Source organism: Heliorestis convoluta, assembly GCF_009649955.1.
Taxonomy (GTDB): domain Bacteria; phylum Bacillota; class Desulfitobacteriia; order Heliobacteriales; family Heliobacteriaceae; genus Heliorestis; species Heliorestis convoluta.
In genome coordinates, this window is the sequence record NZ_CP045875.1 from 2468587 (window position 1) to 2491937 (window position 23351).

At 44.7% G+C, this 23351-nt stretch carries 23 protein-coding genes and 1 pseudogene; 20 read left to right on the forward strand and 4 right to left on the reverse strand.

Going from position 1 to position 23351, the window contains the following annotated elements; all coding sequences use genetic code 11:
• Window positions 1-88: 88 nt before the first annotated feature.
• From metG to yabG, 9 genes and pseudogenes are all read left to right on the forward strand, one after another.
• Window positions 89-2064: pseudogene (gene metG, locus FTV88_RS11810) on the forward strand (methionine--tRNA ligase).
• A gap of 1 nt (window position 2065) precedes the next feature.
• Window positions 2066-2842 (forward strand): TatD family hydrolase, encoded by a 777-nt coding sequence (locus tag FTV88_RS11815; RefSeq protein WP_153725803.1) that lies wholly within the window; start codon window positions 2066-2068, stop codon window positions 2840-2842.
• A 173-nt stretch (window positions 2843-3015) separates the two neighbouring features.
• Window positions 3016-3837 (forward strand): 3D domain-containing protein, encoded by an 822-nt coding sequence (locus FTV88_RS11820; RefSeq protein WP_243137125.1) that lies wholly within the window; start codon window positions 3016-3018, stop codon window positions 3835-3837.
• Window positions 3838-4000: 163 nt separating this feature from the next.
• Entirely contained in the window at window positions 4001-5035 is a 1035-nt protein-coding gene (locus FTV88_RS11825) for a resuscitation-promoting factor (protein ID WP_153725804.1), read from the forward strand.
• A gap of 131 nt (window positions 5036-5166) precedes the next feature.
• Window positions 5167-5730: a ribonuclease M5 gene (gene rnmV, locus FTV88_RS11830; protein ID WP_153725805.1), complete on the forward strand. Its 564-nt coding sequence runs from the start codon at window positions 5167-5169 to the stop codon at window positions 5728-5730.
• Window positions 5715-6578, forward strand: coding sequence for a 16S rRNA (adenine(1518)-N(6)/adenine(1519)-N(6))-dimethyltransferase RsmA (gene rsmA / locus FTV88_RS11835; RefSeq protein WP_153725806.1), 864 nt, complete (start codon window positions 5715-5717; stop codon window positions 6576-6578). Before rnmV ends, rsmA begins: the two co-directional genes overlap by 16 nt.
• A 214-nt stretch (window positions 6579-6792) precedes the next feature.
• Entirely contained in the window at window positions 6793-7089 is a 297-nt protein-coding gene (locus tag FTV88_RS11840; RefSeq protein WP_368277344.1) for a P-II family nitrogen regulator, read from the forward strand.
• A 273-nt stretch (window positions 7090-7362) separates the two neighbouring features.
• Window positions 7363-8706, forward strand: a complete 1344-nt coding sequence (locus FTV88_RS11845; RefSeq protein WP_153726642.1) for an ammonium transporter — start codon at window positions 7363-7365, stop codon at window positions 8704-8706.
• A gap of 241 nt (window positions 8707-8947) precedes the next feature.
• Complete coding sequence (yabG, locus tag FTV88_RS11850) at window positions 8948-9787, forward strand: sporulation peptidase YabG (RefSeq protein WP_153725807.1); 840 nt, start codon at window positions 8948-8950, stop codon at window positions 9785-9787.
• A 69-nt stretch (window positions 9788-9856) separates the two neighbouring features.
• On the opposite strand, the gene FTV88_RS11855 is transcribed toward yabG, so the two are convergent.
• Complete coding sequence (locus FTV88_RS11855; protein ID WP_162008021.1) at window positions 9857-10528, reverse strand: 4Fe-4S binding protein; 672 nt, start codon at window positions 10526-10528, stop codon at window positions 9857-9859.
• A 240-nt stretch (window positions 10529-10768) separates the two neighbouring features.
• Between FTV88_RS11855 and ispE the strand changes: the two genes are divergently transcribed.
• The 7 genes from ispE (at window position 10769) to spoVG (ending at window position 16143) form a co-directional block, all read left to right on the forward strand.
• Window positions 10769-11680, forward strand: coding sequence for a 4-(cytidine 5'-diphospho)-2-C-methyl-D-erythritol kinase (ispE, locus tag FTV88_RS11860; protein ID WP_207707867.1), 912 nt, complete (start codon window positions 10769-10771; stop codon window positions 11678-11680).
• A gap of 4 nt (window positions 11681-11684) precedes the next feature.
• A complete protein-coding gene (locus FTV88_RS11865; RefSeq protein ID WP_153725809.1) occupies window positions 11685-12395 on the forward strand; it encodes a GntR family transcriptional regulator in 711 nt (236 codons plus the stop codon).
• A gap of 20 nt (window positions 12396-12415) precedes the next feature.
• Complete coding sequence (locus FTV88_RS11870; protein WP_162008022.1) at window positions 12416-13168, forward strand: NTP transferase domain-containing protein; 753 nt, start codon at window positions 12416-12418, stop codon at window positions 13166-13168.
• 220 nt (window positions 13169-13388) lie between these two features.
• Window positions 13389-13967, forward strand: a complete 579-nt coding sequence (locus tag FTV88_RS11875) for a hypothetical protein (protein WP_153725811.1) — start codon at window positions 13389-13391, stop codon at window positions 13965-13967.
• A gap of 95 nt (window positions 13968-14062) precedes the next feature.
• Window positions 14063-14314, forward strand: a complete 252-nt coding sequence (locus FTV88_RS11880; RefSeq protein ID WP_153725812.1) for a ferritin family protein — start codon at window positions 14063-14065, stop codon at window positions 14312-14314.
• Window positions 14315-14478: 164 nt separating this feature from the next.
• The gene (gene ilvA, locus FTV88_RS11885; RefSeq protein WP_153725813.1) at window positions 14479-15705 is read left to right on the forward strand and encodes a threonine ammonia-lyase; all 1227 of its coding nucleotides are present in this window, start codon (window positions 14479-14481) and stop codon (window positions 15703-15705) included.
• Window positions 15706-15873: 168 nt separating this feature from the next.
• Complete coding sequence (spoVG, locus tag FTV88_RS11890; RefSeq protein WP_153725814.1) at window positions 15874-16143, forward strand: septation regulator SpoVG; 270 nt, start codon at window positions 15874-15876, stop codon at window positions 16141-16143.
• A gap of 58 nt (window positions 16144-16201) precedes the next feature.
• Here spoVG and FTV88_RS11895 read toward each other — a convergent pair whose 3' ends face one another.
• Window positions 16202-17539, reverse strand: coding sequence for a putative amidoligase domain-containing protein (locus FTV88_RS11895; RefSeq protein WP_162008023.1), 1338 nt, complete (start codon window positions 17537-17539; stop codon window positions 16202-16204).
• A 153-nt stretch (window positions 17540-17692) separates the two neighbouring features.
• On the opposite strand from FTV88_RS11895, the gene glmU reads away from it, so the two are divergent.
• Both glmU and FTV88_RS11905 read left to right on the forward strand, forming a co-directional pair.
• Complete coding sequence (gene glmU / locus FTV88_RS11900) at window positions 17693-19075, forward strand: bifunctional UDP-N-acetylglucosamine diphosphorylase/glucosamine-1-phosphate N-acetyltransferase GlmU (RefSeq protein ID WP_153725816.1); 1383 nt, start codon at window positions 17693-17695, stop codon at window positions 19073-19075.
• A 25-nt stretch (window positions 19076-19100) separates the two neighbouring features.
• Window positions 19101-20048, forward strand: coding sequence for a ribose-phosphate diphosphokinase (locus FTV88_RS11905; protein WP_153725817.1), 948 nt, complete (start codon window positions 19101-19103; stop codon window positions 20046-20048).
• Window positions 20049-20090: 42 nt separating this feature from the next.
• On the opposite strand, the gene FTV88_RS11910 is transcribed toward FTV88_RS11905, so the two are convergent.
• Window positions 20091-21002, reverse strand: coding sequence for a PRC-barrel domain-containing protein (locus FTV88_RS11910; RefSeq protein WP_153725818.1), 912 nt, complete (start codon window positions 21000-21002; stop codon window positions 20091-20093).
• A 162-nt stretch (window positions 21003-21164) separates the two neighbouring features.
• Between FTV88_RS11910 and FTV88_RS11915 the strand changes: the two genes are divergently transcribed.
• Together FTV88_RS11915 and pth are read left to right on the forward strand one after the other, a co-directional pair.
• A complete protein-coding gene (locus tag FTV88_RS11915; protein ID WP_153725819.1) occupies window positions 21165-21827 on the forward strand; it encodes a 50S ribosomal protein L25 in 663 nt (220 codons plus the stop codon).
• 102 nt (window positions 21828-21929) lie between these two features.
• Window positions 21930-22496, forward strand: a complete 567-nt coding sequence (pth, locus tag FTV88_RS11920) for an aminoacyl-tRNA hydrolase (RefSeq protein ID WP_153725820.1) — start codon at window positions 21930-21932, stop codon at window positions 22494-22496.
• On the opposite strand, the gene FTV88_RS11925 is transcribed toward pth, so the two are convergent.
• A complete protein-coding gene (locus tag FTV88_RS11925) occupies window positions 22480-23214 on the reverse strand; it encodes a DNA polymerase beta superfamily protein (RefSeq protein ID WP_153725821.1) in 735 nt (244 codons plus the stop codon). The two genes, pth and FTV88_RS11925, sit on opposite strands and share 17 nt — an antisense overlap.
• Between the last annotated feature and the right edge of the window lie 137 nt (window positions 23215-23351).

Sequence of the window (23351 nt, forward strand, 5' to 3'; positions counted from 1 at the left end):
TCGCATATAAAGGTTTCTTAGGCTCACTTGTTTTTTTGGGTGCTCACTCGAAAGAGAGCAATGTATTTTTTTCAAGGAGGATTTTTTCGTGACACAAGAGAGACCAACTTTTTACATTACTACACCTATTTACTATCCCAGTGACAACCTTCATATTGGTCATGCCTACACAACAGTCGCTGCCGATACGATGGCACGCTACAAAAGGTTACGAGGCTATGATGTGCATTTTTTGACAGGATCCGATGAACATGGCCAAAAGATTGAACGTAAAGCGAAAGAAAAGGGACTGGCACCGAAGGCGTATGTGGACCCGATTGTAGGTTCTTTTAAGAAGCTTTGGGAACGTTTGGAGATTACCTATGATACTTTATTCGTACAACCGATGAGCGTCATATTCAAGGGGTACAAGCTATCTTTCAAAAGATTTACGATCAAGGCGATATTTATAAGTCAGAGTATGAAGGTTGGTATTGTACACCTTGTGAAGCCTTTTGGATGGAAAGGCAGCTTCAAAAAGGTGAAGAGGGAGCTAGGCTTTGTCCAGATTGCCAGCGTCCTGTAGAGCTACTAAAAGAAGAAAGTTATTTCTTCCGTCTATCGAAGTATCAAGAGCGATTGCTTCAACATATCGATGCAAATCCTGACTTTATTCAACCAGTCAGTCGGCGCAATGAGATGATCAGCTTTATTAAGCAAGGCTTAGAAGATCTTTGTGTTTCTCGCACGACCTTCAAGTGGGGCATTCCTGTTCCGAACAATCCCGACCATGTAATTTATGTTTGGTTCGACGCCCTAAGCAACTATATTACGGCACTTGGTTACGGCCGTGAAGATAGCGCTTCCTATCGCCGCTACTGGCCTGCTCAAATTCACCTTGTTGGAAAAGATATTGTGCGCTTCCACACGATTATCTGGCCCATTGTTTTAATGGCCCTTGATGAGCCCTTGCCGCAAAAAGTCTTTGGCCATGGCTGGGTCCTTTTAGAATCAGGAAAAATGTCGAAGTCCAAAGGAAATGTCATTGATCCCCATGTGCTAATCGAACGCTATGGTGTTGATGCGCTCCGTTATTATTTGCTTCGAGAGATGCCTTCGGGACAAGATATCTACTACTCTGAGGAGGCTTTTGCCAGTCGTTTGAACAGTGATCTCGCCAATGACCTGGGCAATTTGCTGCATCGCTCTCTTTCAATGGTAGAAAAATTTTCTGACGGCATATTCTATAAACCGACAAAAGAAGCGGAAGGGCCTTTAGAAAAAGAAATTCAAAGCCTAGCCATGAATACGGTCAATGAATACAGTCTCTACATGGACCGTTTCGATCTGTCGAATGCCCATGGTGCTATCATGAAACTAGTAAGTCGTATGAACAAGTATGTTGACGAGCGGGCACCCTGGGCTCTAGCAAAAGATCCAGCGAAACAGGAAGAGTTAAAAGCGGTACTCTATCACATGGGAGAAAGCTTGCGTATTACAACCATTTTATTGCAAAGCACCATGCCCAATGTGCCAGCTAGAATTTTTGAACAATTGGGTTTGAAAGAGAGAAAAGAACTGCAGAAATGGGAAGGCACGCAATGGGGCTTGCTACCTGATGGTACCAAAGTAGAAAAAGGACAGCCTCTTTTCCCGCGCATTGATCTAGAAGCACTTCGTGCTGCAGAAGAGCGGCAAGATCTTTCTAGTCAAGAAGAGCCTATAACAAAGAAAGTGAGTGCACCGATCCTTCCTTTGAAACCAGAGATTTCGATCGATGATTTTGCCAAAGTGGATTTGCGAATTGTAGAAGTGATTGAAGCAGAAAAAGTACCGAAGACGGATAAATTGCTCCAGTTAAAAGTTTGCCTCGGTGAAGAAGAGCGGACGGTCGTATCAGGCATTGCCAAGCACTACGAGCCAGAACAACTGATTGGCAAGAAAGTAGTCCTTGTTGCCAACCTAAAGCCTGCCAAACTTAGAGGCATTGTGTCCCAAGGCATGATTCTGGCCGCTTCTAATGATGAAATCTTAGAAGTGTTATCAGCGCAAGAAGATCTACCTGCGGGAAGCCAGGTGAAATAGAGTGAGACTTTTTGATACTCATGCCCACATGGATGACAAATCCTTTCTCCATGATCGCGATGAAATATTGCAAAAGGCTCGCAAATCAGGTGTAGAACTGTTTATGAATGTAGGATACGATCTACCTTCGTCAGAACGCTCGATTGCCCTCGCTGAAGAATATTCTTTTATTTATGCTTCTGTTGGTATTCATCCTCACGATGCCAAAAATGTAACGGAGGATACCTATCTAGCTATAGAAAAATTAGCGGCCCATGAAAAAGTGGTAGCACTTGGTGAAATGGGACTGGACTATTATCGTGATTTGTCGCCGCGAGAGGTACAGCAAGAAGTTTTTGTGGAACAGTTGCATTTAGCGCGTCACCTACAAAAGCCTGTTATTATTCACGATCGAGATGCTCATGGTGATATTATGCAGCTTCTTGATCAGGAAGCCAAAGGCATGCGCGGCGTACTTCATTGCTTTTCCGGCAGCTGGGAGATGGCTCGTTATTGCTTAGAGCGAGACTTTTATATCTCTATTGCCGGGCCTGTTACGTACACAAATGCCCGTCAATTGCTAGAAATTGCACAGAAAGTACCGATCCAGCGCTTGCTGGTAGAGACAGACTCCCCTTATCTTTCCCCCCACCCTTTCCGAGGGAAGAGAAATGATGTAAGCAACGTTGCATTGGTAGTTCAAAAAATTGCAGAACTACGGCAAGAAGATCCAGACCTGTTGGCAGAGCAATGTCTGCGTAACGGTTGCGAACTTTTTGGAATTTCTTGGACAGGCTAGTTTCTACCAAAAAATCTTGCTTATTCATAAAGAACTCTTTTTGGTCTGATGGAATTATATCCATCGGAACAAAAGGAGTTCTTTTTTTATACATAAAAACATAAAAATGGAAAAGAGTGGGTTGAAATTCCCTTTTAGATAGAACTTTTATATTCGAAAGAGGAGGTCTATGGTTGAAAGAACATGATTGTGAGAAAGAGAGGCCCCCATCGAGAGACCGAAAAGTTTGGGCTCTAGGAGCTACCATCTTCGTCGGTGCCTTGATTCTACCTTTATGGGCTTATGAGCATAATGAAGCTCCACCGACGGTAGAAAACAGCATAGAGATATCCCATGAGGATGTTGCCAAGGAGGGGGCACTCTTTTTTGGGCAATCAATCGAAAAAGAGAGCATAGAGCCTCAAATGATTGCTGAAATGGTACTAAATACACCTCTTCTAGAAGTAAGTGAAGACAATGAGCAGAAGGGTCAGACCCGAAGAACAGTCCTAGCTTCGCGAGGCGGTTCTCGGGAGGCAGCTAGAGATGTAGCTAGAGATGTAGCTGTAGCAGAGACCAAGGAGATGCAAGAAGAGGCAATCGAGATGAAAGAGCCAGTGGTTCCTGAAGTTGCGACAAATGAAGCGGTAGATATAACCAAAACTGAGAATAGAGCTGAAAGAACAGCATCTGTAGCAGAGGGTCTAGAGAATGCTGCAGCCATTGAAGCAATGACGGGTTTGTCTGTTACGGCAACAATGCAAGTTGAAGCAACAGCGTATACGCATACAGGAAACAGAACCTTCTCTGGAAAATGGCCCAAAGTGGGATTAATAGCCGTTGATCCTAGGGTCATTCCCATGGGGACAAAACTCTATGTGGAAGGATACGGAATAGCAGAAGCAGCCGATACAGGTGGCGCTATAAAAGGTGCGATGATTGACGTTTTTTTTGATACTCGAGAAGAGTGTATCCTCTGGGGGCGGCGTCAAGTAACCATACATATTTTAAGATAGTACAAGATTGGAAAGAGGCTTCCTAAGGAGGCCTCTTTTTATACATAGAATTCCAGGGAATGAAAAAGATAAAAAGTAGCTTTTAACTTTGACAAACTTTTCCTACGGCGTTACAATAGAAAAAGTCCAGAGAGCTTGGACTTGTTTGAAAGGGGGACCTGTCATGCCTGAAGAGGCTACTGGAACAACCGAGCAACAAGGAAAGTCTCTTTCGTGGATTGAGACATGGACGCAAAGGATGGATAAGAAAAAGAAAGGCCTATCCATCGCTGTTGCTAGCGTCCTATGCCTGCTATTAGCATTTGGGGTATATCAGTGGTTGGAGAATGAAGTCACCATCTATGTAGACGGCGAAGAAGTCATTGTGAACACATTTGCAAAAACGGTTGACGCAGTGTTAGTAGAAGCAGCGATTGAGCTCGGTGCAATGGACAAAGTAGAACCGGCTCTAGAAGAGACAATTGCAGACGGCACAGTCATACATATTGAAAGAGCCTTTACCGTAACCGTTCTCGCCGATGGGGAAAAGCAGGAATTGTTGACGACGACAGAAAAGGTAGAAACGTTGTTAGAACGCTTGGCCCTTGAACTAGGCCCCCTTGATCGAGTGGAGCCGGCGCTCGGTGAAATGGTAAGTGAGCCAGAAGAGATCCGAATTGTTCGTGTCACGCAAAAAGAAATTCGAGAAGAAGAGTCCCTTCCTTTTACGGTGGAACAGCGCCCCGATAACACTTTAGAAAAGGGCCTGCGCCGTGTAGCTTCTCGCGGTCGTAACGGCTTGGCGCAGTCGACCATTCGCGTCACTTACGAAGACGGTATTCCTGTACGCCGGGAAGTGTTGTCTCGAGAAATCGTTCGTGAGCCTGTAACGCAAGTGGTAGCGATGGGAACTATTGATCGGGTCTCTAGAGGTGGTTTGAACTTTCGCTTTCAAGAAGTTCGTCACATGGTAGCAACAGCCTATACGCATACGGGTCGCAATACGGCATCGGGTGTCTACCCCCAAGTGGGTATGGTTGCTGTAGATACCAATGTCATTCCTATGGGGACCCGACTTTACGTAGAAGGATATGGTTATGCAAGAGCCGCTGATCGCGGTAGTGCGATTATCGGGGATAAAATCGACCTTTTTATGGAGACATCTAATGAGGCGCGGCGCTGGGGTGTACGAACTGTGAAAGTATACATATTGGAATAATTATCCTTGCTATGCTCCGACCGGGCATGGCGGGTTAATGCGAAAATGATTTGGATCTCGCCTGCCTCCCCATAGGGCAGGTTTTTTCGTGTTATAATGTTAATGGCAGCTCGCCTTGAGGAGATGAAGTCTTGACAAAAGAAAAAATTGGTGAAGTCATTGTCGTAGAAGGCCGAGATGATTTGATAGCCGTAAAAAAGGCAGTAGAAGCCCAAGTCATTATTACACAAGGTCTCGGTCTTAGTCCCAAGACAGTGGCTCTGATTCAAGAAGCGCAGAAACGTTGTGGTGTCATTGTTTTCACCGACCCTGATGGACCTGGCGAGCGAATTCGGCGATGGATTACAGAAGCGGTGCCTGGTGTGAAGCATGCTTTTCTACCCCTTTCGCAGGCCAGAGAAGCAAGGAAAGTAGGCATTGAACATGCCTCTACCGATGACATTCGCCAGGCTTTGTTACAAGTCCGCTCCCCCGGACAAGCCTCTGCTGGCTTTACCAGAGAAGATATGCGCAACTGGAAGCTAGAAGGTAGCCCCGAAGCAGCATGGCGTCGACAAGCTTTGGGAGAACGCTTGGGAATGGGACATGCCAATGCGAAACAGTTTCTACAACGCCTGAATCATTTCGCCATCTCTAGGGCAGAAGTGGAAGAGGCGTTAGCGAAGATAGGAGAAAAGCCGTGTCAAGAGAAATAAGAGAACGTCTAGCTCGCTATGGCATACGAGCTAAAAAAGGCTTAGGTCAGAACTTTTTGGTCGATAAACAGTATGTTCAAAAAATCATAGATGCTGCACAACTGCAAGCAGGGTCTGTTGTTGTTGAGATTGGACCAGGTCCTGCGACGCTAACGCCCTATCTAGCCCAAGAAGTAGGTTCATCCGGTAAGGTCATTGCCATTGAAGTCGATGAAGCATTGCGAGAACTTTTAACAGACTTTGCCAGTGAATTCCCACAGGTGAAAATTCACTGGCAAGATGCTTTGCAAGTCGACTATGATCAACTTACAGAGCCCTATTTACCACCAGGAGGATCTTTTGTCCTTGTGGCCAATTTGCCTTACTATATTACCACACCGATTATTATGCACTTGCTAGAAAGTAAGTTTTCCTATTCTCATCTTGTTGTGATGGTACAAAAAGAAGTGGCCCAGCGAATTGTGTCGCCACCTGGAAATAAGAACTATGGTGCTCTTTCCGTAGCGGTACAATTTCACTGCCATGTTGATCTGGTTACAACCGTTCCACCCGGTGCTTTCGTACCAGCCCCGAAAGTTAGTTCTGCTGTAGTGCGATTGGAGCGCCGTAAGGTACCACCCGTATCGTTGCTCGATGAACGTTATTTTTTCCAAACTGTTCGTGCCGCATTTAACCAGCGACGCAAGACTTTGCTCAATGCCTTGTCGTCTCTTGATACAAAGCTTACTAAAGCAGAGTTGGCTTCTCTTTTGGCCAATAAAAATATTGATCCAACTCGACGAGGAGAGACGCTTTCCCTGGATGAATTTGCAATTGTAGCAAACGCTTTGACAGAAGTGAAAAAATGACTGGAATTAACAAAATAGGGTATTGCCAAAGTCTGTAGGAATCCCTATAATAAAATCAAGACAGAGACGTCGGATGCACAAACATCGACTTCTCTGTCTTTTTTTTTCTGGCGACAGCGCTAGGGGAACTGTTATGACGTTCTAGGAAAGGGCTGTCACGGAGCTAGAGGCATCATTTTTATAAAATCTACTATATTGAGAAGGGGTGAGGGTGTTGAAGAAGGTAGAGGCTATTATCCGTCCAACCAAATTGGATGAAGCGAAAGAAGCATTAAATCAGTATGGAATTCGTGGTTTAACGGTGACACAAGTTGCTGGATGTGGTCTTCAGAAAGGAAAAAAGGGTTTCTATCGCGGGTCTGAATACAACATTGACCTATTACCAAAGGTAAAAATTGAAGTGATTGCACAAGATCACATGGTTGAAGATATTGTAAAAATCATCACTGATACTGTGCAGACTGGTGAAATCGGTGATGGGAAGATTTTTATCTACCTGTTGAAAATGTAATTCGCATTCGAACAGGGGAACAGGGCGAGGTCGCTCTGTAAGATTTATTATTTTTAATCTGGAATTTTTAAGTACTTTTTGCCGGGGAGCAATGAAGCTCTCGAGGAAAGCGATTGGGTTGGCTTTCCTCGAGAGCTTTTTGTTTTTCACTTGAATTTAGGGAACAAGCATAAGGAGGAGAATCTCATGATAAACAGAGTGAATAGAATCTTTAATGCAACGAGTTGGACAGCAGTCGGTATATTTTTCATATTAATTTTGCTAGGTCTTATTATGCCTTTTGCAGCGATAGCAGCGCCGGATGCAGACGGTGCATTGGCCATAGATACAGGTGATACCGCTTTTATTATTCTATGTGCAGCTCTCGTTATGTTAATGACGCCTGCCCTTTCTTTGTTCTATGGCGGTATGGTGCGTAAGAAAAACGTCTTGAGCACCATGATGCATAGCTTTATGGCCATTTGTGTTGTCTCTATTGTCTGGGTTCTATATGGCTACTCTTTGGCTTTTGCTCCTGATGTAGCAGGCGTTGTAGGAAATCTAGACTGGGCTGGCTTAATCGGTGTCGGCTTAGCACCCAATCCAGATATTGTGGAAACGATTCCACACCTGCTTTTTGCGGCTTTTCAGTTGATGTTTGCCATTATTACGGTTGCAATTATTAGTGGTTCTTTTGCTGAACGAATTCGCTTTCCTGCTTTTTTGCTTTTTATTGCCATCTGGGTTACTGTTATCTACGCACCACTGGCTCACTGGGTTTGGGGCGGTGGTTGGATAGATGAGATGGGTGCTCTTGACTTCGCCGGTGGTACTGTCGTTCATATTAGTTCCGGTGTGACGGGTCTTGTCTTAGCCATTTTATTAGGAAAGCGTCGTGGTTGGGGGACTGTTTCCATGGCACCTCATCAACTGCCCATGACTGTTTTAGGCGGCGCTCTCCTTTGGTTTGGTTGGTTTGGTTTTAATGCTGGTAGTGCTCTAGCCGCCGATGGTATTGCTGCCTTGGCTTTTATAACAACGAACACAGCGACAGCAGCCGGTGCTTTAGGCTGGATTGCTTATGAATGGATTCGTCAGGGCAAACCAACAATGCTTGGGGCTGTTTCGGGGGCCATTGCAGGTCTTGTTGCAATTACACCTGCGGCAGGCTTTGTAACACCTCTTGCAGCTATTCCCATGGGCTTTATTTCTGGTGTTATTTGCTACTATGCCATTTTAATGAAAAATCGTCTCGGCTATGATGATTCTCTGGATGCTTTTGGCATTCATGGTGTTGGTGGTACCTGGGGCGCTCTGGCTACAGGCCTTTTTGCAACAACCATGGTCAATGCTGATGGAGCCGATGGACTTTTCTACGGAAATCCTGAATTGGTAGTAATCCAGATAATTGCCGTTATAGCTACCTTTATCTTTGCCGGTGTGGGCACATTCCTTATCTACCATCTTGTTAACTCCATTGTAAAAATGAGAGTGAGTGCAGAGGATGAAGAAGTTGGCCTCGATGTCAGTCAACATGGTGAAGAAGCCTATGGTTTCCTTAATCCTAGCAGTAGTATTTCAACGACAGGTACAGGTGGATCAAATACAACGACTCCTCAAAAAACAATCTCTTCATAGTCATAAAACCACACAGACCCTTCAAGGAAAATCCTTTACAAGGGAATCAAAGAAATATATGGTATGTATTCGACAGGGCAGAAAAGAACGATTTCTATCTGCCCTGCTTTTCTGTCACAATTTCCTCTAACTGTAGAATCTTAACTGTCGCCTTCAATCACGCCCCTACTTTTTTTCTCATACTGATAATACTGACGCAGATGTCGACGAGTTTTTGAATATTGTGGGGGAGATGTAATATATGGAGGAACGACGAGTCGGAACCATCGTAACCCGGAACTCCTATGGCAATGATGTTTTTTTCCGTATTGTGGCGATTCGAGCAGGGGAGGAAGAACCGGAAGCGCTGTTAGAAGGCTTAGATGTTCGCTTGATAGCCGATGCGCCTTGTAGCGATTTAGATGCACCGCCGTTGCTTGAAATTTTTCGATACAAGCAAAGGTTACTCGTTCGCCACCATAAACGTATTGCCAGTTTGCTGCAAGGGTATCAGGAAAAGGGATATTTGCAGGGAAAGACGGAGCGAGACAAAGAAGAACCGAGACAACCGAGACCCGGATCGGTTTTACACATTGATGGAAACAAAGACTACCTAGCCTTATGTATGGATACGTACAAACAATTACAAATTTCAGCCGTTGGGGTTCATCGCGAAGAACATGATTTTCCCCAGATTGTGTCAGACTATTTAACGCAAAGGCCTTTTGATATACTTGTAATCACAGGCCACGATAGCTTGCTCAAACATCAAAGTGACTTAGAATCAATTGATTCGTACCGCAGTTCCCGATATTTTGTGGAAGCGGTCCGTAGAGCAAGAATGATAGTGCCCAATCCAGAAGATCTAGTTATTTTTTCAGGTGCTTGTCAATCTTACTATGAAGCCATTCTAAATGCCGGTGCTAACTTTGCTACTTCACCAGACCGAGTGATGATCCATGCGCTAGATCCTGTCTTTATCGCGCAAAAAGTGGCTTACACACCACGGGATGAATATGTAGAAGTAACAGAAGCGGTTGCGAGTACGATTACAGGCGCTGAAGGCGTCGGCGGTGTTACAACAAGAGGTTGCTTTCGGTAGCTGAAAAAAAGAAAAAAGCCCTGCTGTCAAAATCTTGATAGGCAGGGCTTTTTTACAACTATTTCACTTTCACTTTTTTTCTGTACTCCTGTTGTGAGAAGAAAGGGGAGACAGAAGTGGAGGTGCCTCCTTTGTAAGAACAGAGTTGCGATCGAGCCAAGCGCGGAAACGTTCTTGAGAAGAAGGCCCTTCGTTCATCGTTGCGGTCAGATAAGGCTCTAATAAGGCTAGAATGTTTTGTATAACTTCATCATGGGAAAGATAATGGCCCACAGGAATAGCAAAAGCAGGTTGGCGGCCTAATTTGCCTCCTACCAGCAAAGACCAACCACTTTTCCCCTCTTCTAGGGTGCCTGTTGGGCAAACTTCAATACAGCGACCACAGGCCAGACAGTGCTCTGAAAAATGAGGCCCTTGGTCGAGAAGGTGTACGTACTTTTCAGGGCAAGCTTTCACACAAGCTTGGCAGTGAATACAGGGGTGGTCTGTAATAACTGGTTTTTGCCGTCCTTGTAAGCCAAAATCTCGCACTTGTGGTTGAGAACAGCTATTGGGGCAACAAGAAAGGGAAAAGCGAAGCATGCTGTGATGACTAGATACGTTATGTCCTTCCAGACGCCTTTCTAAGATCTCCTGTAGTGAAAGAAGAAGTTCTTGTGCGGAAAGGACTGCATAGGAACAGTTCTGGTTTCCACGGCAAGTATCTATCTTAAAAGGTGGTAAAACAGGCGCTTGACTCATAGTAGTAACCTCCATTTTGTACTGCCACCATTATAGGGCCTGACTCTTATAGAAGGCTGTGAGCAAGATCAAAGCGGAGTCTATATCATCCAAGTATGAAAGCAATTGTTCATTGGAAAAAATGAAAAGAATACATAACATGGTAGATTAGAGAGAAATATGTCGATTTTTTCTTAGTGGAAAAAAGGAGATGGGCTATCGGTCGCGGAATATCAGTAACAGAAAAACCTTGGGGAAGAGGTGAGCTTCATTTTACAAAAGATGGCACCGGCTAAAATAAACTTAACTCTTGATGTTTTAGGACGACGAACCGATGGCTATCACCAAGTTGCCATGGTTATGCAAACGATCGATTTATGCGATACACTGAGGGTTCGCCGACGCGATGACAAAAGGATTTTTTTGCATGGAGGCAATGACGAAGCGCCTCCTGATCAATCCAATCTTGTCTATCGAACGGTACAGTTAATAGCAGAAACAAAAGGCTTAAAGAGCGGCTTGGATATTTATTTGGAAAAAAAGATTCCTGTTGCAGCGGGGTTGGCCGGCGGTAGTTCTGATGCGGCAGCGATGATGAAATTGTTGAACCAGCTTTGGGAAATGCAGCTTTCTCCACAGGATATGGAGAGAGAACTGGCAAAGCTTGGGTCCGACATTCCCTTTCTTGTGCAAGGAGGCACAGCCTTAGCTACAGGTAGAGGAGAGCAATTGCAGCCTTTACCAGCAGCACCTCCTTTTTGGGTCCTACTAATTAAACCACCTTTTGGTGTTTCTACGCCCAAGGTGTACCAGGCCTTGCAAGCACCTCTGTGGCAAGGCGAACCAGAATCTGATCAGCAGTTGGCCTTAACAGCCAATACGGTAACTATAATAGAAGCACTGCAAAAGAATTCCTATGAAGCAATGATTGCAGCACTGGGGAATGATTTAGAACAAGTTACCCTACAATGGCATCCTGAATTAAAGGAATACAAGCAGATCCTGCTTGATGCTGGCGTTGACCAAGCGATGATGTCAGGAAGCGGTCCTACGATCATGGGCTTTGTTCAAAAGGAAGAAAAAGCAAGGGCGATTGCGGATGCTGTGGCGACATTGTTCGAAAAGAAAGGTTGTCAAGTCTATGTAGCTCGTTCTCTTAATAAGGAGGAATAAAACATTGGAACGCCGATTTGTGCCCATTAAACTAGATAATTATAGACCCTTGCGCGATATCGTTTTTGAAAATTTACGAGAAGCGATTATTGAAGGTGTCTTAAAACCAGGGGAACGATTGATGGAGATTCAATTGGCTGAGGAAATGGGTGTAAGCAGAACGCCGGTTCGAGAAGCCATTCGAAAGCTTGAATTAGAGGGTTTTATTGTGATGGTTCCTCGCAAAGGTGCTTATGTAGCCGGTATTTCGGTTAAAGATATTACGGATGTCTTTGAGTTGAGAGCGGCCCTAGAAGCATTAGCGGCAGGGCTAGCTGCTCAACGCATTACAGAGGCAGAAATAGAAGAACTGGAAAGACTGCTTGTGCATACGTCAGGTTCTTCTTCATCAAAACAATTTGATCTGGAAGTGCTGGTGGCAGGAGATATTTCTCTTCATGATATTATTTACAAAGCCAGTCGCAATCAGAGATTGGTGCAAAATATTAATCATTTACGAGAACAACTACAACGCTTGCGGACAACTTCTTTGGCTCATCCCGGTCGAATGAGAGAAGCATGGGAAGAACATCGCAAAATTGTGGAAGCGATTTCGGAGCGCAATGTAACGCTGGCGCAGACTTTAGCTTGGGAACATATTGAGAATGCTGAGAATAGTGTGTTGGAAGCCATGGGCGTGGTTAAAGAAAAGCTACATAGCGATGTAAAATCCTAAGGCAGGAGGCGATCAAAGCCGTGGATGCAATCGTATTGGCGGCAAGTCCCAACAATGGTTTATTAAAATCTTGCCATTCGGCATCCATGGAAGCGCTGATACCAATTGGATCGAGGCCTATGGTTGAGTATGTGTTGCAAGCATTGCTGCAATGTGAGCCTATCGATCGAGTGGTACTCGTAGGGCCTTGTGAGCTAGAAAAGCGATATGAAAGCAATGATCTTGTTCAAGTTACGGCAGGAGGCACCGACCACTTAGATAGCTTGCAAAAAGGGATAGCACTGCTTAAGGAGCCTTCTGAAGAGATTCTCGTTGTAGCCGGAGATGTACCTTTGCTTACAGCGCAGGCCATCTGTCGTTTTCTAGAGAGTTGCCGAAACAGTAACGGGGACTTGTATTACCCACTGATTCGCAGAGAAGTCAGTGAAGGCAAGTACCCTGGCATGAAGCGAACTTTTGTCAGATTGCGAGATGGGGAAGTAACAGGTGGCAACCTTCTTTTGTTCAAGAGATCCATTCTTGACTCTATTGTTGCGAAAGGCCGAGAATTTATTAAACTACGAAAAGATCCTTTCGGTTTGGCAGGCTTACTCGGTTGGCGTTTTCTCTTATCTTTTATGACGGGCACCTTGACGGTACAGGATGCACAAAACCGAGTTTCCGAACTTCTGGGGATAGAAGGTAGGGCTATTATTGTGGAGGATCCGGAGATTGGATTTGATATTGATAAACCTACTGATTTGGAATTGGCTAGAAAGATATTGTGTTCTTGAGAAAAGTAAGCTACTGACAAAGTCAGTAGCTTTTATTTTTTTCACCGATTCATTGGCAACTTCATACAATGGGGTAGAAAAAGAACCTCCCTCTTTCTAAAGGGAAAGAAAAAAAGGAGGCTCACCGAATTACAGGCTTCGTCATACAATGTGGCGAGCCGTATGGATTCGAGGGTTCAAAACTTGTCGTAGACGTAGGTAATAAAGAAGGAGGATGTTCATGGATATCAAGAACGGCACCATCGAGTTGTTTGCCCAAGTCGTGGTGGCCAAGAACGTTCAGAAGGATGAACCCATTTTGTTCGATGCGGCCCCTCATTGTCATGTGGGCCCCAAAGAAGTCTGCCTGGAGAACATTGATGGATCACCCATCGTTGCCATTGAAAACATCATCTTTGACTTTGATCGTCGTGATCCAGAAGATCTTGTCGTCAATATGAACGGAAACGTAACAGTAACTTTGAATTATGATCTTGTTTTTCTTGTGAAAGATGCCAAAGGGGAGAGAGCTGTTCGCGTTTGCCCAGGCAGCTTTACAAAGATTATTCAATTGCACGAGTTTTGTCCTTCCTTAACACCGGCTGAGCTAGCTGAAGAAGTAGAAGATGCTGAAGTACTGGTGCGTAACGTTCGTTTTGATGTTGTGTTACGCCGCAATGAGAAGTGTGAAGTAAAGCCAAGTGTGCTCGGTACACCTGTTGATGTACTCGTTTTTGCTGATATTATTGTTAAATTAACGCGCTTTACCGATGTCATTGTAGTTGGTGAATTGGATACGCTGATCGACAAAGACTGCTAGTAAATTGCCTCTCTTGAGGGAGCTTGGCCACCCCAAGCTCTTTAATTTTTTGGCTTGCAGGAGGTGACTTACTGAAAAGGTAAGGAGGCACTATAATGGTTCGAACGAAAGAAAATATTCTAAAGGCCCTGGTCTACGAGCAAGCTGCTTATTACAATTACCGTAAGTTTGCAGATGAGGCTAAAAAAGAAGGCCTTCCAGAAGTTGTTGAAGTCTTTCAAGAACTGGCCAGTCAGGAGCTAGAGCATAAAAATAAATTGCTCAGTCAACTTAAGAAATTAGTTCCTCCTGATCTAACCCGTGGAAAAAGAAAGCTATCGCTCATTCCAGGTCCCTCGAAGTCCTGAGAAGTTTCGTTCTTAAAAACTCTTTGTCTCATGATAGACAGAGAGTTTTTTGTTTTTTAAAGAAAGACAAGGAAGTGCATACTTTGTGGCTAATAATGGTAAAATTAGCATTGTAATGCTATATATTGACAATAAGATGATTTTTTCAAGAGGAGTACCAGTCAATGAATGATGCCCAGAAGGGATTGACTTTTCGCGATATCGAAGCAGCAGCTGAGAGATTGTCTGGAAAGATACGGCGCACTCCACTAGAAGTTTCGCGCAGTTTTAGTCAGTTAAGTGAGCGAGAGGTCTTACTAAAGTGTGAAAACTTACAGCTTACAGGCTCTTTTAAGGTACGCGGCGCTTTTAACAAAATATTAAGTTTAACAAATCAAGAAAAAGAAAGAGGTGTTATAGCAGCATCAGCAGGCAACCACGCCCAAGGTGTGGCCTTAGCTTCTGCAATGGCTCACGTAGCTTCTACCATTGTAATGCCGAAAGGAGCACCCATTGCGAAAGTAGAAGCAACAAAAGCCTATGGAGCTTCTGTTATTTTGCATGGTCATAGTTATGATGAGGCTTATGAATATGCTCGAGAAATACAAAAAGAAAAAGGCTCTATTTTTGTGCATGCTTTTGATGACCAGGCTATTATTGCAGGACAAGCTGTTGTGGGGTTGGAGATAGTAGAAGAGCTGTCACAATTGGATGGCATTGTTGTGCCTGTAGGAGGCGGTGGCCTGATTAGCGGCTTGGCTTTTGCTGTCAAAACGTTACGTCCCGAAGTCTCTATTATTGGTGTTCAGACGGAAGCTGCACCGGCGATGGTTCACTCTAAAAAAGTACAAAGTCACAGAACAGTCCAATGTCAGGCTACCATCGCCGATGGCATTGCCGTAGCTTGTCCCGGTTCCCTCAACTTTGAGCTGGTAGATCGTTTTGTCGATGATATGGTGACAGTGGAGGAAGAAATGATTGCTTCTGCTGTTGTTCTTCTTTTGGAACGAGCTAAAATGGTGGTAGAAGGAGCCGGCGCAGCAGCTCTTGCAGCTCTAGTAAGCAAAAAAGTGGGAAATGCCGGGGAGCGGTGGGTGGCTGTTTTATCAGGTGGCAACATGGATATAACCTCGGTAGCCAAAATTATCGAATATGGTCTTGTGCGAAGTGGCCGGCGCTGGGAGTTTCGTATTGTTTTGCCCGATAGGCCCGGTGCTTTACAGCATTTGCTGGCCGAAGTTGCCCATGGTGGTGCCAATATTATTGCTGTGCTCCATGATAGATTGCGACCCGGTCTTTCGCTAAGTCAGGCTGAGGTTATCGTAACCTTAGAGACACGTGATCACGACCACATCCGAGAATTGAGAGAAAGGCTTTTGCATAAAGGTTACAGGATAGAAAGAAATGTTTGATAGGAAAGTGATGGTGGTGTCTAGAAAAGTTTACATTTTACAAAAAGATTGACAATATGTTAGACAAAATTTTTACTGCAAAATTAATCTTCCATTGAAGGTATTAACTGCCAGAGGTCGAATATTGATCCTAAGACAACTATGTAAAGCAGGGAAGGTGGTGAAACCGTGAATATCACCGACATTCGCGTCAGAAAAGTTAATCTTGAAGGTAAAATGAAGGCGATTGTGTCTGTTACATTTGACAATGCTTTTGTTATACACGATGTGAAAGTCGTGGAAGGCCAGAAGGGTCTATTTGTAGCAATGCCCAGTCGTAAAACACCAGAAGGTGAGTATAGGGATATTGCTCATCCCATTTCATCGAATGCTCGTGAGATTATTTCTAAAGCTGTTTTAGATGCTTACAAAACAGCGATGGCCAATGCCATTGCTTAATTCTGCAGAAAAAAGCAAAAAGAAGAGATGCACTAGGGCATCTCTTCTTTTTGCTTTTTCACGTTTCTTGCTCTAGAAGCCAGCTTTCTCTCAGATCAATGTCTTCAAGCCACTCCTGCGACTGTTCTATCATCTCCCAGAGGGGCAGGATTGAAGAAGACAGTTCGTTATATAGAGGCAGTTTCTCAAGATCTTTGCGTAAATGCTGGCAGAGAGGGCGAAAGTAGTCTTTTTCGCCACGATAAAAGGATCGGCAAGCGTTGAGATCGGCAAAATAGTCTAAAGGCAATTGATCTGCAGAGAGAGCTACAACTTTGGCCAGACTGAGAGCGGCCAAAGTGACTTCGGGAGAAACGAGCCAGCTTCCTGGAGACCGGTACTCAAATCGTTTCGGCCCTTTTAAGCGAATATCTCCGATGTAGCCATAATAACGTCGTCTTTTTATAGCAGTGTTGCTTTTTTCGACAAGATATAGTGGAATGAGCAAGTAGTTATCAAGGGCTCGCATGACCTGAAAAGAGAGAGGGACTCCACCGAAGTGGATGTGCCCACCAATGGGAAAGTGTTGAAAGGGTTGAGAACCGGCTAGTAAACGGTACCGTTTGTTTTTTAATTTTTTAGAAGCTCTTCCTAGTAAGGTGCGAATGGATTCAGTGAGTTTATAGGGGGAGCTTTGTGGTGCTGGCCGCAATTCACCGATAGAACGGCGATTGTCACAACCGATGGTACCTTGCAGTGTGAAAAAGCGACTGGCAGGAATTAATTTCCCAGTACGTATATTTTTAATCATAAATTCAGGGTCTGCACCAAGTAAGACTTTTTCATCTGATGTGACTGTAATCAATCTTCCGTCTGGGTTACCTACAAGAGAGCTGCTATTTGTTCTTCTCGCGATATATTGTCCTATGGCTTCTGCATATGCTTTGGCTAAAGAGGGTGTTAAGGCAGGCGCAGACATAACTTTTTTTACTCTGATTCGCCCTCTTGCAGGAATGGCTACTTTAACAGCGCCCAAATCAAGTCGGGCTAAATACATGGCTCTTAGAGCCGTTCCGAGAGCCCGCTGCCGTTCATTTTGACTAAACTGTTTTGCACTTTGTGTCGCTATAATAAATCCATCTATGATGTGAACGATCATTTCACGGGAATCACGTGCCTGTGAATTGAAGGGAAGACGGTGTAGCTTATAAAGCGCGGCTAGTTTTTTGGCTTGAAGCCCTTGAATAACAGAGCTTTTATTGATGGTTAGAACAGTACCTTCTTCCCCTTCGCTATTACCAAAACGCAGCAAAATTTTTGGTGGTAGTTCCGGGAAAGTGGTGCCTTCTTGGCATCGAAGTGCTTGGGCTAAGCGGCGGGCGGATAACTGATTTCGGTGTAAGACAAGTAAACTCAATGGTTTCACCTCGCCGACAAAATTTTGTCGGATAAAAAGGAAACGACGCGTCAATGTGGAATAGTAGACGAAGACTTACCGGCTTTTGCATAATCTATTGAAATATGCGAGAGTATGGGGGTAATGAGCGATGTCAGTACGGGAGGAGCTAGGATGAATAAACGGACGGCAATCGTCCTCGCAGCAGGGAAGGGGACACGGATGAAGTCTCTGCGCCCTAAAGTACTACATGAGGTCGCTGGCCAACCGTTGATCGCCCATGTACTGGAGGCGATTGGCGCTTGCGGAGTTGAAAAGCCTGTTGTTGTGATTGGCCATGGTGGAGAAGAAGTGCAAGCCTATCTGGGTGAGAAGGCTCTTTATGCCTGGCAAAGAGAGCAATGCGGAACCGGTCATGCTGTGATGATGGCACAAGATTTTCTGGCCAATGATGTTGAGACCGTAATGGTCCTCTGTGGTGATACACCCTTGTTTCAGGCAAAAACTTTAGAGGCTCTCTTCTTGGCTCACGAAAAGCAAGGTGCCTTGGCAACGGTGTTGACGGCCCAGATGGCTGATCCGACTGGTTATGGTCGCATTATTCGAGATGATACTGGCGCTTTGTTGGCCATTGTTGAGGAAAAAGATGGGTCGCCCGCGCAACGAGCCATTAAAGAGATTAATGCAGGTACGTACTGTTTTAACAAAGATGCGCTGCGAAAGGTACTTGGTCAATTGAGGCCGAACAATGCTCAAGGAGAGTATTATTTGACCGATGTTTTGGCTCTTTTACGTCAAGAAGGCACGGTGACGGCCTATCAGGTTGATGATGCCAGTGAAGTTCTGGGGATTAACAATCGCCAACAATTGGCAGAAGCTGAGAGATTGATGCAACAGCGTTTGAGAGCCCAATGGATGGATGCTGGCGTAACGATGATCGATCCTTCTTCTGTGTGGCTTCATCGACAGGTTACGATTGAGCCAGATACGGTACTATATCCACAGACTTTTTTAGAAGGCACTGTTACAATAGGAAGTGGTTCAGTCATTGGTCCAGGCACTCGGATCAAAGATAGCTTCATTGGTGCCCAAGTGCATATCCAGAATTCCATCGTACTAGAAAGTCAGATTGGTGACGGCTCTACAATTGGCCCTTTTGCTTATATTCGACCGGGTACCCGGTTGGAGCAAGACGTGAAAGTGGGAGACTTTGTAGAAATTAAGAAGTCCCATATTGGAAAAGGCTCTAAAGTACCTCATTTAAGCTACGTTGGAGATGCGATCATTGGGTCTGATGTAAATGTTGGTGCTGGTACGATAACATGCAATTATGATGGGGAAAATAAATTTCAAAGCATTGTTGAAGATGGCGTTTTCATCGGTTCAAACTCCAATCTTGTGGCACCGGTGACAATAGGCGCAGGTGCTGTGATTGGCGCAGGCTCTACGATTACAAAAAATGTGCCTTCTGGTGCACTTGCTGTAGAACGGAGCCGGCAAGTAACAAAAGAGGGGTATCAGGAAATTCGTCGAAAAAAATGCTGCAAAAAAAAGTAAATGAACCGTTCTCAGGAGGTGCCCAATGTCTTTTTTTAATAAAAAGTTAAAAATTTTTACTGCCAATGCAAATCCTGCGCTAGCCGAAGAAATTGCGGAGTACTTAGGTGTTTCGGTGGGCTCGTCACAAGTTAAAACTTTCAGTGATGGCGAGATTCAAGTAGAGATTGACGAGAGTGTTCGAGGGGCTGATGTTTTTGTAGTGCAGCCTACCTGTCAACCTGTGAACGAGCATATCATGGAGCTACTCATTATGGTAGATGCTTTGAGACGAGCTTCGGCTCGTCGAATTACTGCAGTCCTTCCATATTACGGATACGCGCGACAGGACCGGAAGGTGCGTGCTCGAGCACCAATTTCTGCTAAACTTTGCGCCAATATCTTAACAGCCGCAGGTGCGCGGCGTGTTGTTACAATGGACCTGCATGCGGGACAAATTCAAGGCTTCTTTGATATTCCCGTGGATCACTTGCCGGGCGTACCCATTTTGGCAGAATACTTTTTGAACAAAGGGCTACAGGACATTGTTGTGGTGTCACCTGATCTAGGTGGTGTTACAAGGGCACGTGATCTAGCAGAGCGGATCGGTGCTTCTTTAGCCATTATTGACAAGCGTCGCCCCGAACCGAATGTGTCAGAAGTAATGAACGTAATTGGTGATATCAAAGGCAAGACTGTTGTCATTACAGACGATATTATTGATACGGCAGGAACGATTGTGAATGCTGTAGACGCACTCTTAGAGCGCGGTGCACGAGATGTATATGCTTGTGCCACCCATCCTGTCTTATCAGGACCGGCCATTGAGCGAATTGGCAAATCGCCCTTAAAAGAGTTGATTGTAACGAATACAATTCCGCTCGGCGATGAGAAAAGAATCGATAAGGTGCGCGTACTGTCCGTGGCACCTCTTTTGGGTGAAGCGATTATTCGAATCCATGAAGACTTATCGGTTAGCAAATTGTTTGATTAAATTTACAAAAAAGGGAAGGGGTCGATGGTCCCCCTCCCTTCTTTATTTATCCTGATCCTTTTCGATTTTTTCTTTTTTTTCTATCTCTTTCTCTTCTTCCGCGGAGATAATGAGAACTTCGGGTGATGATGCATTGTCGCTAGAATCACTTTGGCTCATTGAGGGAAGGCTTTTGTCGTTTTCCGTGAGAGATGGCGTTGGCTGTACCTGGGTAGACTCTTCTCCTGCTTTGTATTTCCCTAGATTGACTGTTGCTTGGGTGGGTGCTTGTCCTGAAGGTCCTTCTTGATAAAAAAGGCTGCCAGTGGAATCCCCTCTTTTTTCTCCTTTAGAGAATTTTTCCCAGGACTGACTCAGCTTTTCGCTCCACTCTTTGCTAAGTAGGACTGTGCTATCCCAGAAGTGCCCTGTTTTTTCTGATGCTTTCTTGAACGTTTCTTCTACGGGATTTTCAACGACTGCAAGATCGGTCAGAGAGGCTTCATGAACGAGAATCATATTCTGACTGATGGTGCGTATGGAGCGGGCAGGCAGCACCGCTTTGTTCTGAAACCAGTTGTCACCAAAGCTGCCGCGAAGTTCGATGGATATGATTTTTCCAGTATAGCGATCTAGGTAGTATTCATTGACAATGCCGATTTTTTCACCTTCTGTGGTGAGCACCTTGTTGCCAATGATGGCAATTTTCTCTTTGAACAGTTGAAATAGCTGTGGCAGATTGGTCGCTTTTTGAACCTGGTTGGCTTTATCCACGATGATAGCGGCTTCTCCAATCGAGTGAACTTTACTGAAGGGGATTACTTTCTGTTCTCGAAACAGGCCCTTTTGATCCACCTGTAAAGCAACCACTTCCATGGCTTTGGGGTCTACAATCAATCCGCGCACGGTTCCTATTTTTTGTCCTTCTTCCAGGCTTACGATGGGCCTTGTGAGTAAACTTTTGCTAGCTAGCATGAGGTGGGGACCTCCTTTAGCTTGTTTTCTTCTTCATTTTTATGCCTAGAAGGGTAGAGTAATGACCGATTTTACCTTCTTCTTTGCGATTGCAATAGCACCTTTTGGGCCATACTAGAAGGTGGAAAAGTCTATAATGTAATTGCAAAGGTGGTTCAAACAATGGAGGTCATTCCATTAAAAGTTCAAAAAAGGGAACGAGGTAGTCGTGGTCAACTGAATAAAATGCGCAACCAAGGTCTATTGCCGGCTGTGTTGTATGGCAAGCAGAAAGACGACTTGTTGCTATCTGTCCCTGTAAAAGATTTACAAACAATCCTTCATTCGGAAGGAGGACTCAATAGCATCATTGCTCTGCAACTAGAAGGACAGGCAAGTGAAGACAAACATACCGTTGTGGTGAGAGACATTCAACGAGATCCCATTACGCGTTCTTTTAACCATGTTGATTTTCAGCAAATCAACATGAATGAAGTAATCTCGGCTGAGTTGCCGATTCACTTTGTTGGTGAATCCGTCGGCGTTAACGCCGGTGGCGTTATTCAACATGGTATTCGGTCTTTGCAAGTAGAAGGTATGCCAGCTCAATTGCCCGGGCGTATTGACGTAGATATTACTCAACTTGATCTACATGATAAGCTCTTTGTTCGAGATATTCAGGCACCGGAAGGGATTGAGATTACCTCTGATCCGGAACAGGTTGTTCTTTCCATTGTGGTCCCACGGGCTGTTATAGAGAAAGAAGAAGTTACAGAAACGACAGAAGCGACTGCAGATGAAGAACGGACGGATGGGGCCAAGGAAGAGGAAAAAGAAGGGGAGTAGAAAAAAGCCGTCCTTGTCTGGGGCGGCTTTTTCTTACATAAAGTGTGAAAAAAAAGGGTATGACGTAAGAAGCAAGAAGTACTCCTAAAGGAGGCGATTGCAATGAAGGCAATTATTGGACTTGGCAATCCAGGGAGAGAGTATGAAAGGACCCGACATAATGTTGGTTTTATGGTCCTTGATCGATTGGCTCAGAACTGGGAAATAAACAACTATTCGTCGAAATTTCAAGGCGCTTTTGCAGAGAAGTTTGTCGGAACTGAAAAAGTGATCTTGTTGAAGCCCCAAACGTATATGAACCTGAGCGGACAAGCGGTGGCATCGCTTGCTAGTTTTTATAAGCTAGAACCTCAAGATTTGCTCGTTGTCTATGACGATCTTGATCTTGCTGTGGGGCGCATTCGGATTCGAGCACGAGGCAGCAGTGGTGGACACAATGGAATCAAGTCCATTATAGGCCATCTTGGCAGTGAGTTCTTTCCACGCTTAAAGATGGGGATAGGCAGACCGCCGGTGGGGCGTTCTGCTGCTTCTTATGTGCTAGAGCCCTTTGCAAAAGATGAAGAAGAGGGTTTAGATGCTATGACGGAACAAGCTTGTGAAGCCATTGAATTGTGGCTATTAAAAGGCACGACAGAAGCAATGAATCGCTTTAATGCAAAAAGTTAAGAAGAACGGCTAGTCGGATTTTTTCTTCGAGCCACTTTTTCGTTTTGATTTGAACAAGTTCGTTGTTATAATACCTCTCTAAACTTTGAAGGCGCCTTACTTTTTCTTGAAGATAGCAATCAATCTCTTTGTTGTCGATGGCACCACTTTTTAAGGCCAACAAGGGCCCCCTCTCTTCTTCGGGGTACCAGATGGCTCGCCCAAAATCCCATTCATAGTGATAATACCGCTCAAGCAAGTCAAGGAGACGGTAGGCGTGCAGAGCCTCTTTTGTGTCGTAGCCTTTTTGGGCTACTGCATCTTTCGTAGTCGCAGTGCCTTTGCGCAAATTCTTGATTTTTTCCTTGCTATGACCGATACAAGCGCGATAGAGACCTGGCCTGTTCATAGATGCCAGTTTTTCTCTTTTTTCGATTAACTGCTCAAGCAAGTCATGATAACGAGGTGTAGCATATACTTTGATACTGAAGAGGATTTCTAAAAAATAAGGATTGCCTTTTCCAAGCAGTTGACAGAATCGTCTGATATCATGAACTGTGAAATCTCGCTCTGGAGAGTTATGAGACTGTGTATAGTAGGTGCCATCGTATAAATCGTCGAAAGAAGGAGAAACCAAATACTTCCAATCCTCGTCAGAATTGGCTTCCTTGAGGTTGTAATTAGGAGAACCTACTAAAGCGGCTATGACGACGCTTCGACCGTCAAATGATTGCTCCAAGGAAAGAACCTCCTTACTTTTCTCAGCAAAGGTAGGGAGCGGCTTCTGCTTGACCGAAGAAGTTTATTCAATCTATAATGGGAACGAATTGAGCACCCCTATTCCCCCCAATGGAATAGGGGTGCCTGTTCCCCTGT

Coding starts and splice junctions, on each gene's coding strand:
- FTV88_RS11845 (WP_153726642.1), top strand. CDS start 7,363: ATGCCTTTTGCAGCGATAGCAGCGCCGGATGCAGACGGTGCATTGGCC.
- pth (WP_153725820.1), top strand. CDS start 21,930: ATGAAGGCAATTATTGGACTTGGCAATCCAGGGAGAGAGTATGAAAGG.
- FTV88_RS11910 (WP_153725818.1), bottom strand. CDS start 21,002: ATGCTAGCTAGCAAAAGTTTACTCACAAGGCCCATCGTAAGCCTGGAA.
- FTV88_RS11875 (WP_153725811.1), top strand. CDS start 13,389: ATGGATATCAAGAACGGCACCATCGAGTTGTTTGCCCAAGTCGTGGTG.
- yabG (WP_153725807.1), top strand. CDS start 8,948: ATGGAGGAACGACGAGTCGGAACCATCGTAACCCGGAACTCCTATGGC.
- glmU (WP_153725816.1), top strand. CDS start 17,693: ATGAATAAACGGACGGCAATCGTCCTCGCAGCAGGGAAGGGGACACGG.
- FTV88_RS11905 (WP_153725817.1), top strand. CDS start 19,101: ATGTCTTTTTTTAATAAAAAGTTAAAAATTTTTACTGCCAATGCAAAT.
- FTV88_RS11915 (WP_153725819.1), top strand. CDS start 21,165: ATGGAGGTCATTCCATTAAAAGTTCAAAAAAGGGAACGAGGTAGTCGT.
- FTV88_RS11880 (WP_153725812.1), top strand. CDS start 14,063: ATGGTTCGAACGAAAGAAAATATTCTAAAGGCCCTGGTCTACGAGCAA.
- FTV88_RS11825 (WP_153725804.1), top strand. CDS start 4,001: ATGCCTGAAGAGGCTACTGGAACAACCGAGCAACAAGGAAAGTCTCTT.
- ilvA (WP_153725813.1), top strand. CDS start 14,479: ATGAATGATGCCCAGAAGGGATTGACTTTTCGCGATATCGAAGCAGCA.
- FTV88_RS11855 (WP_162008021.1), bottom strand. CDS start 10,528: ATGAGTCAAGCGCCTGTTTTACCACCTTTTAAGATAGATACTTGCCGT.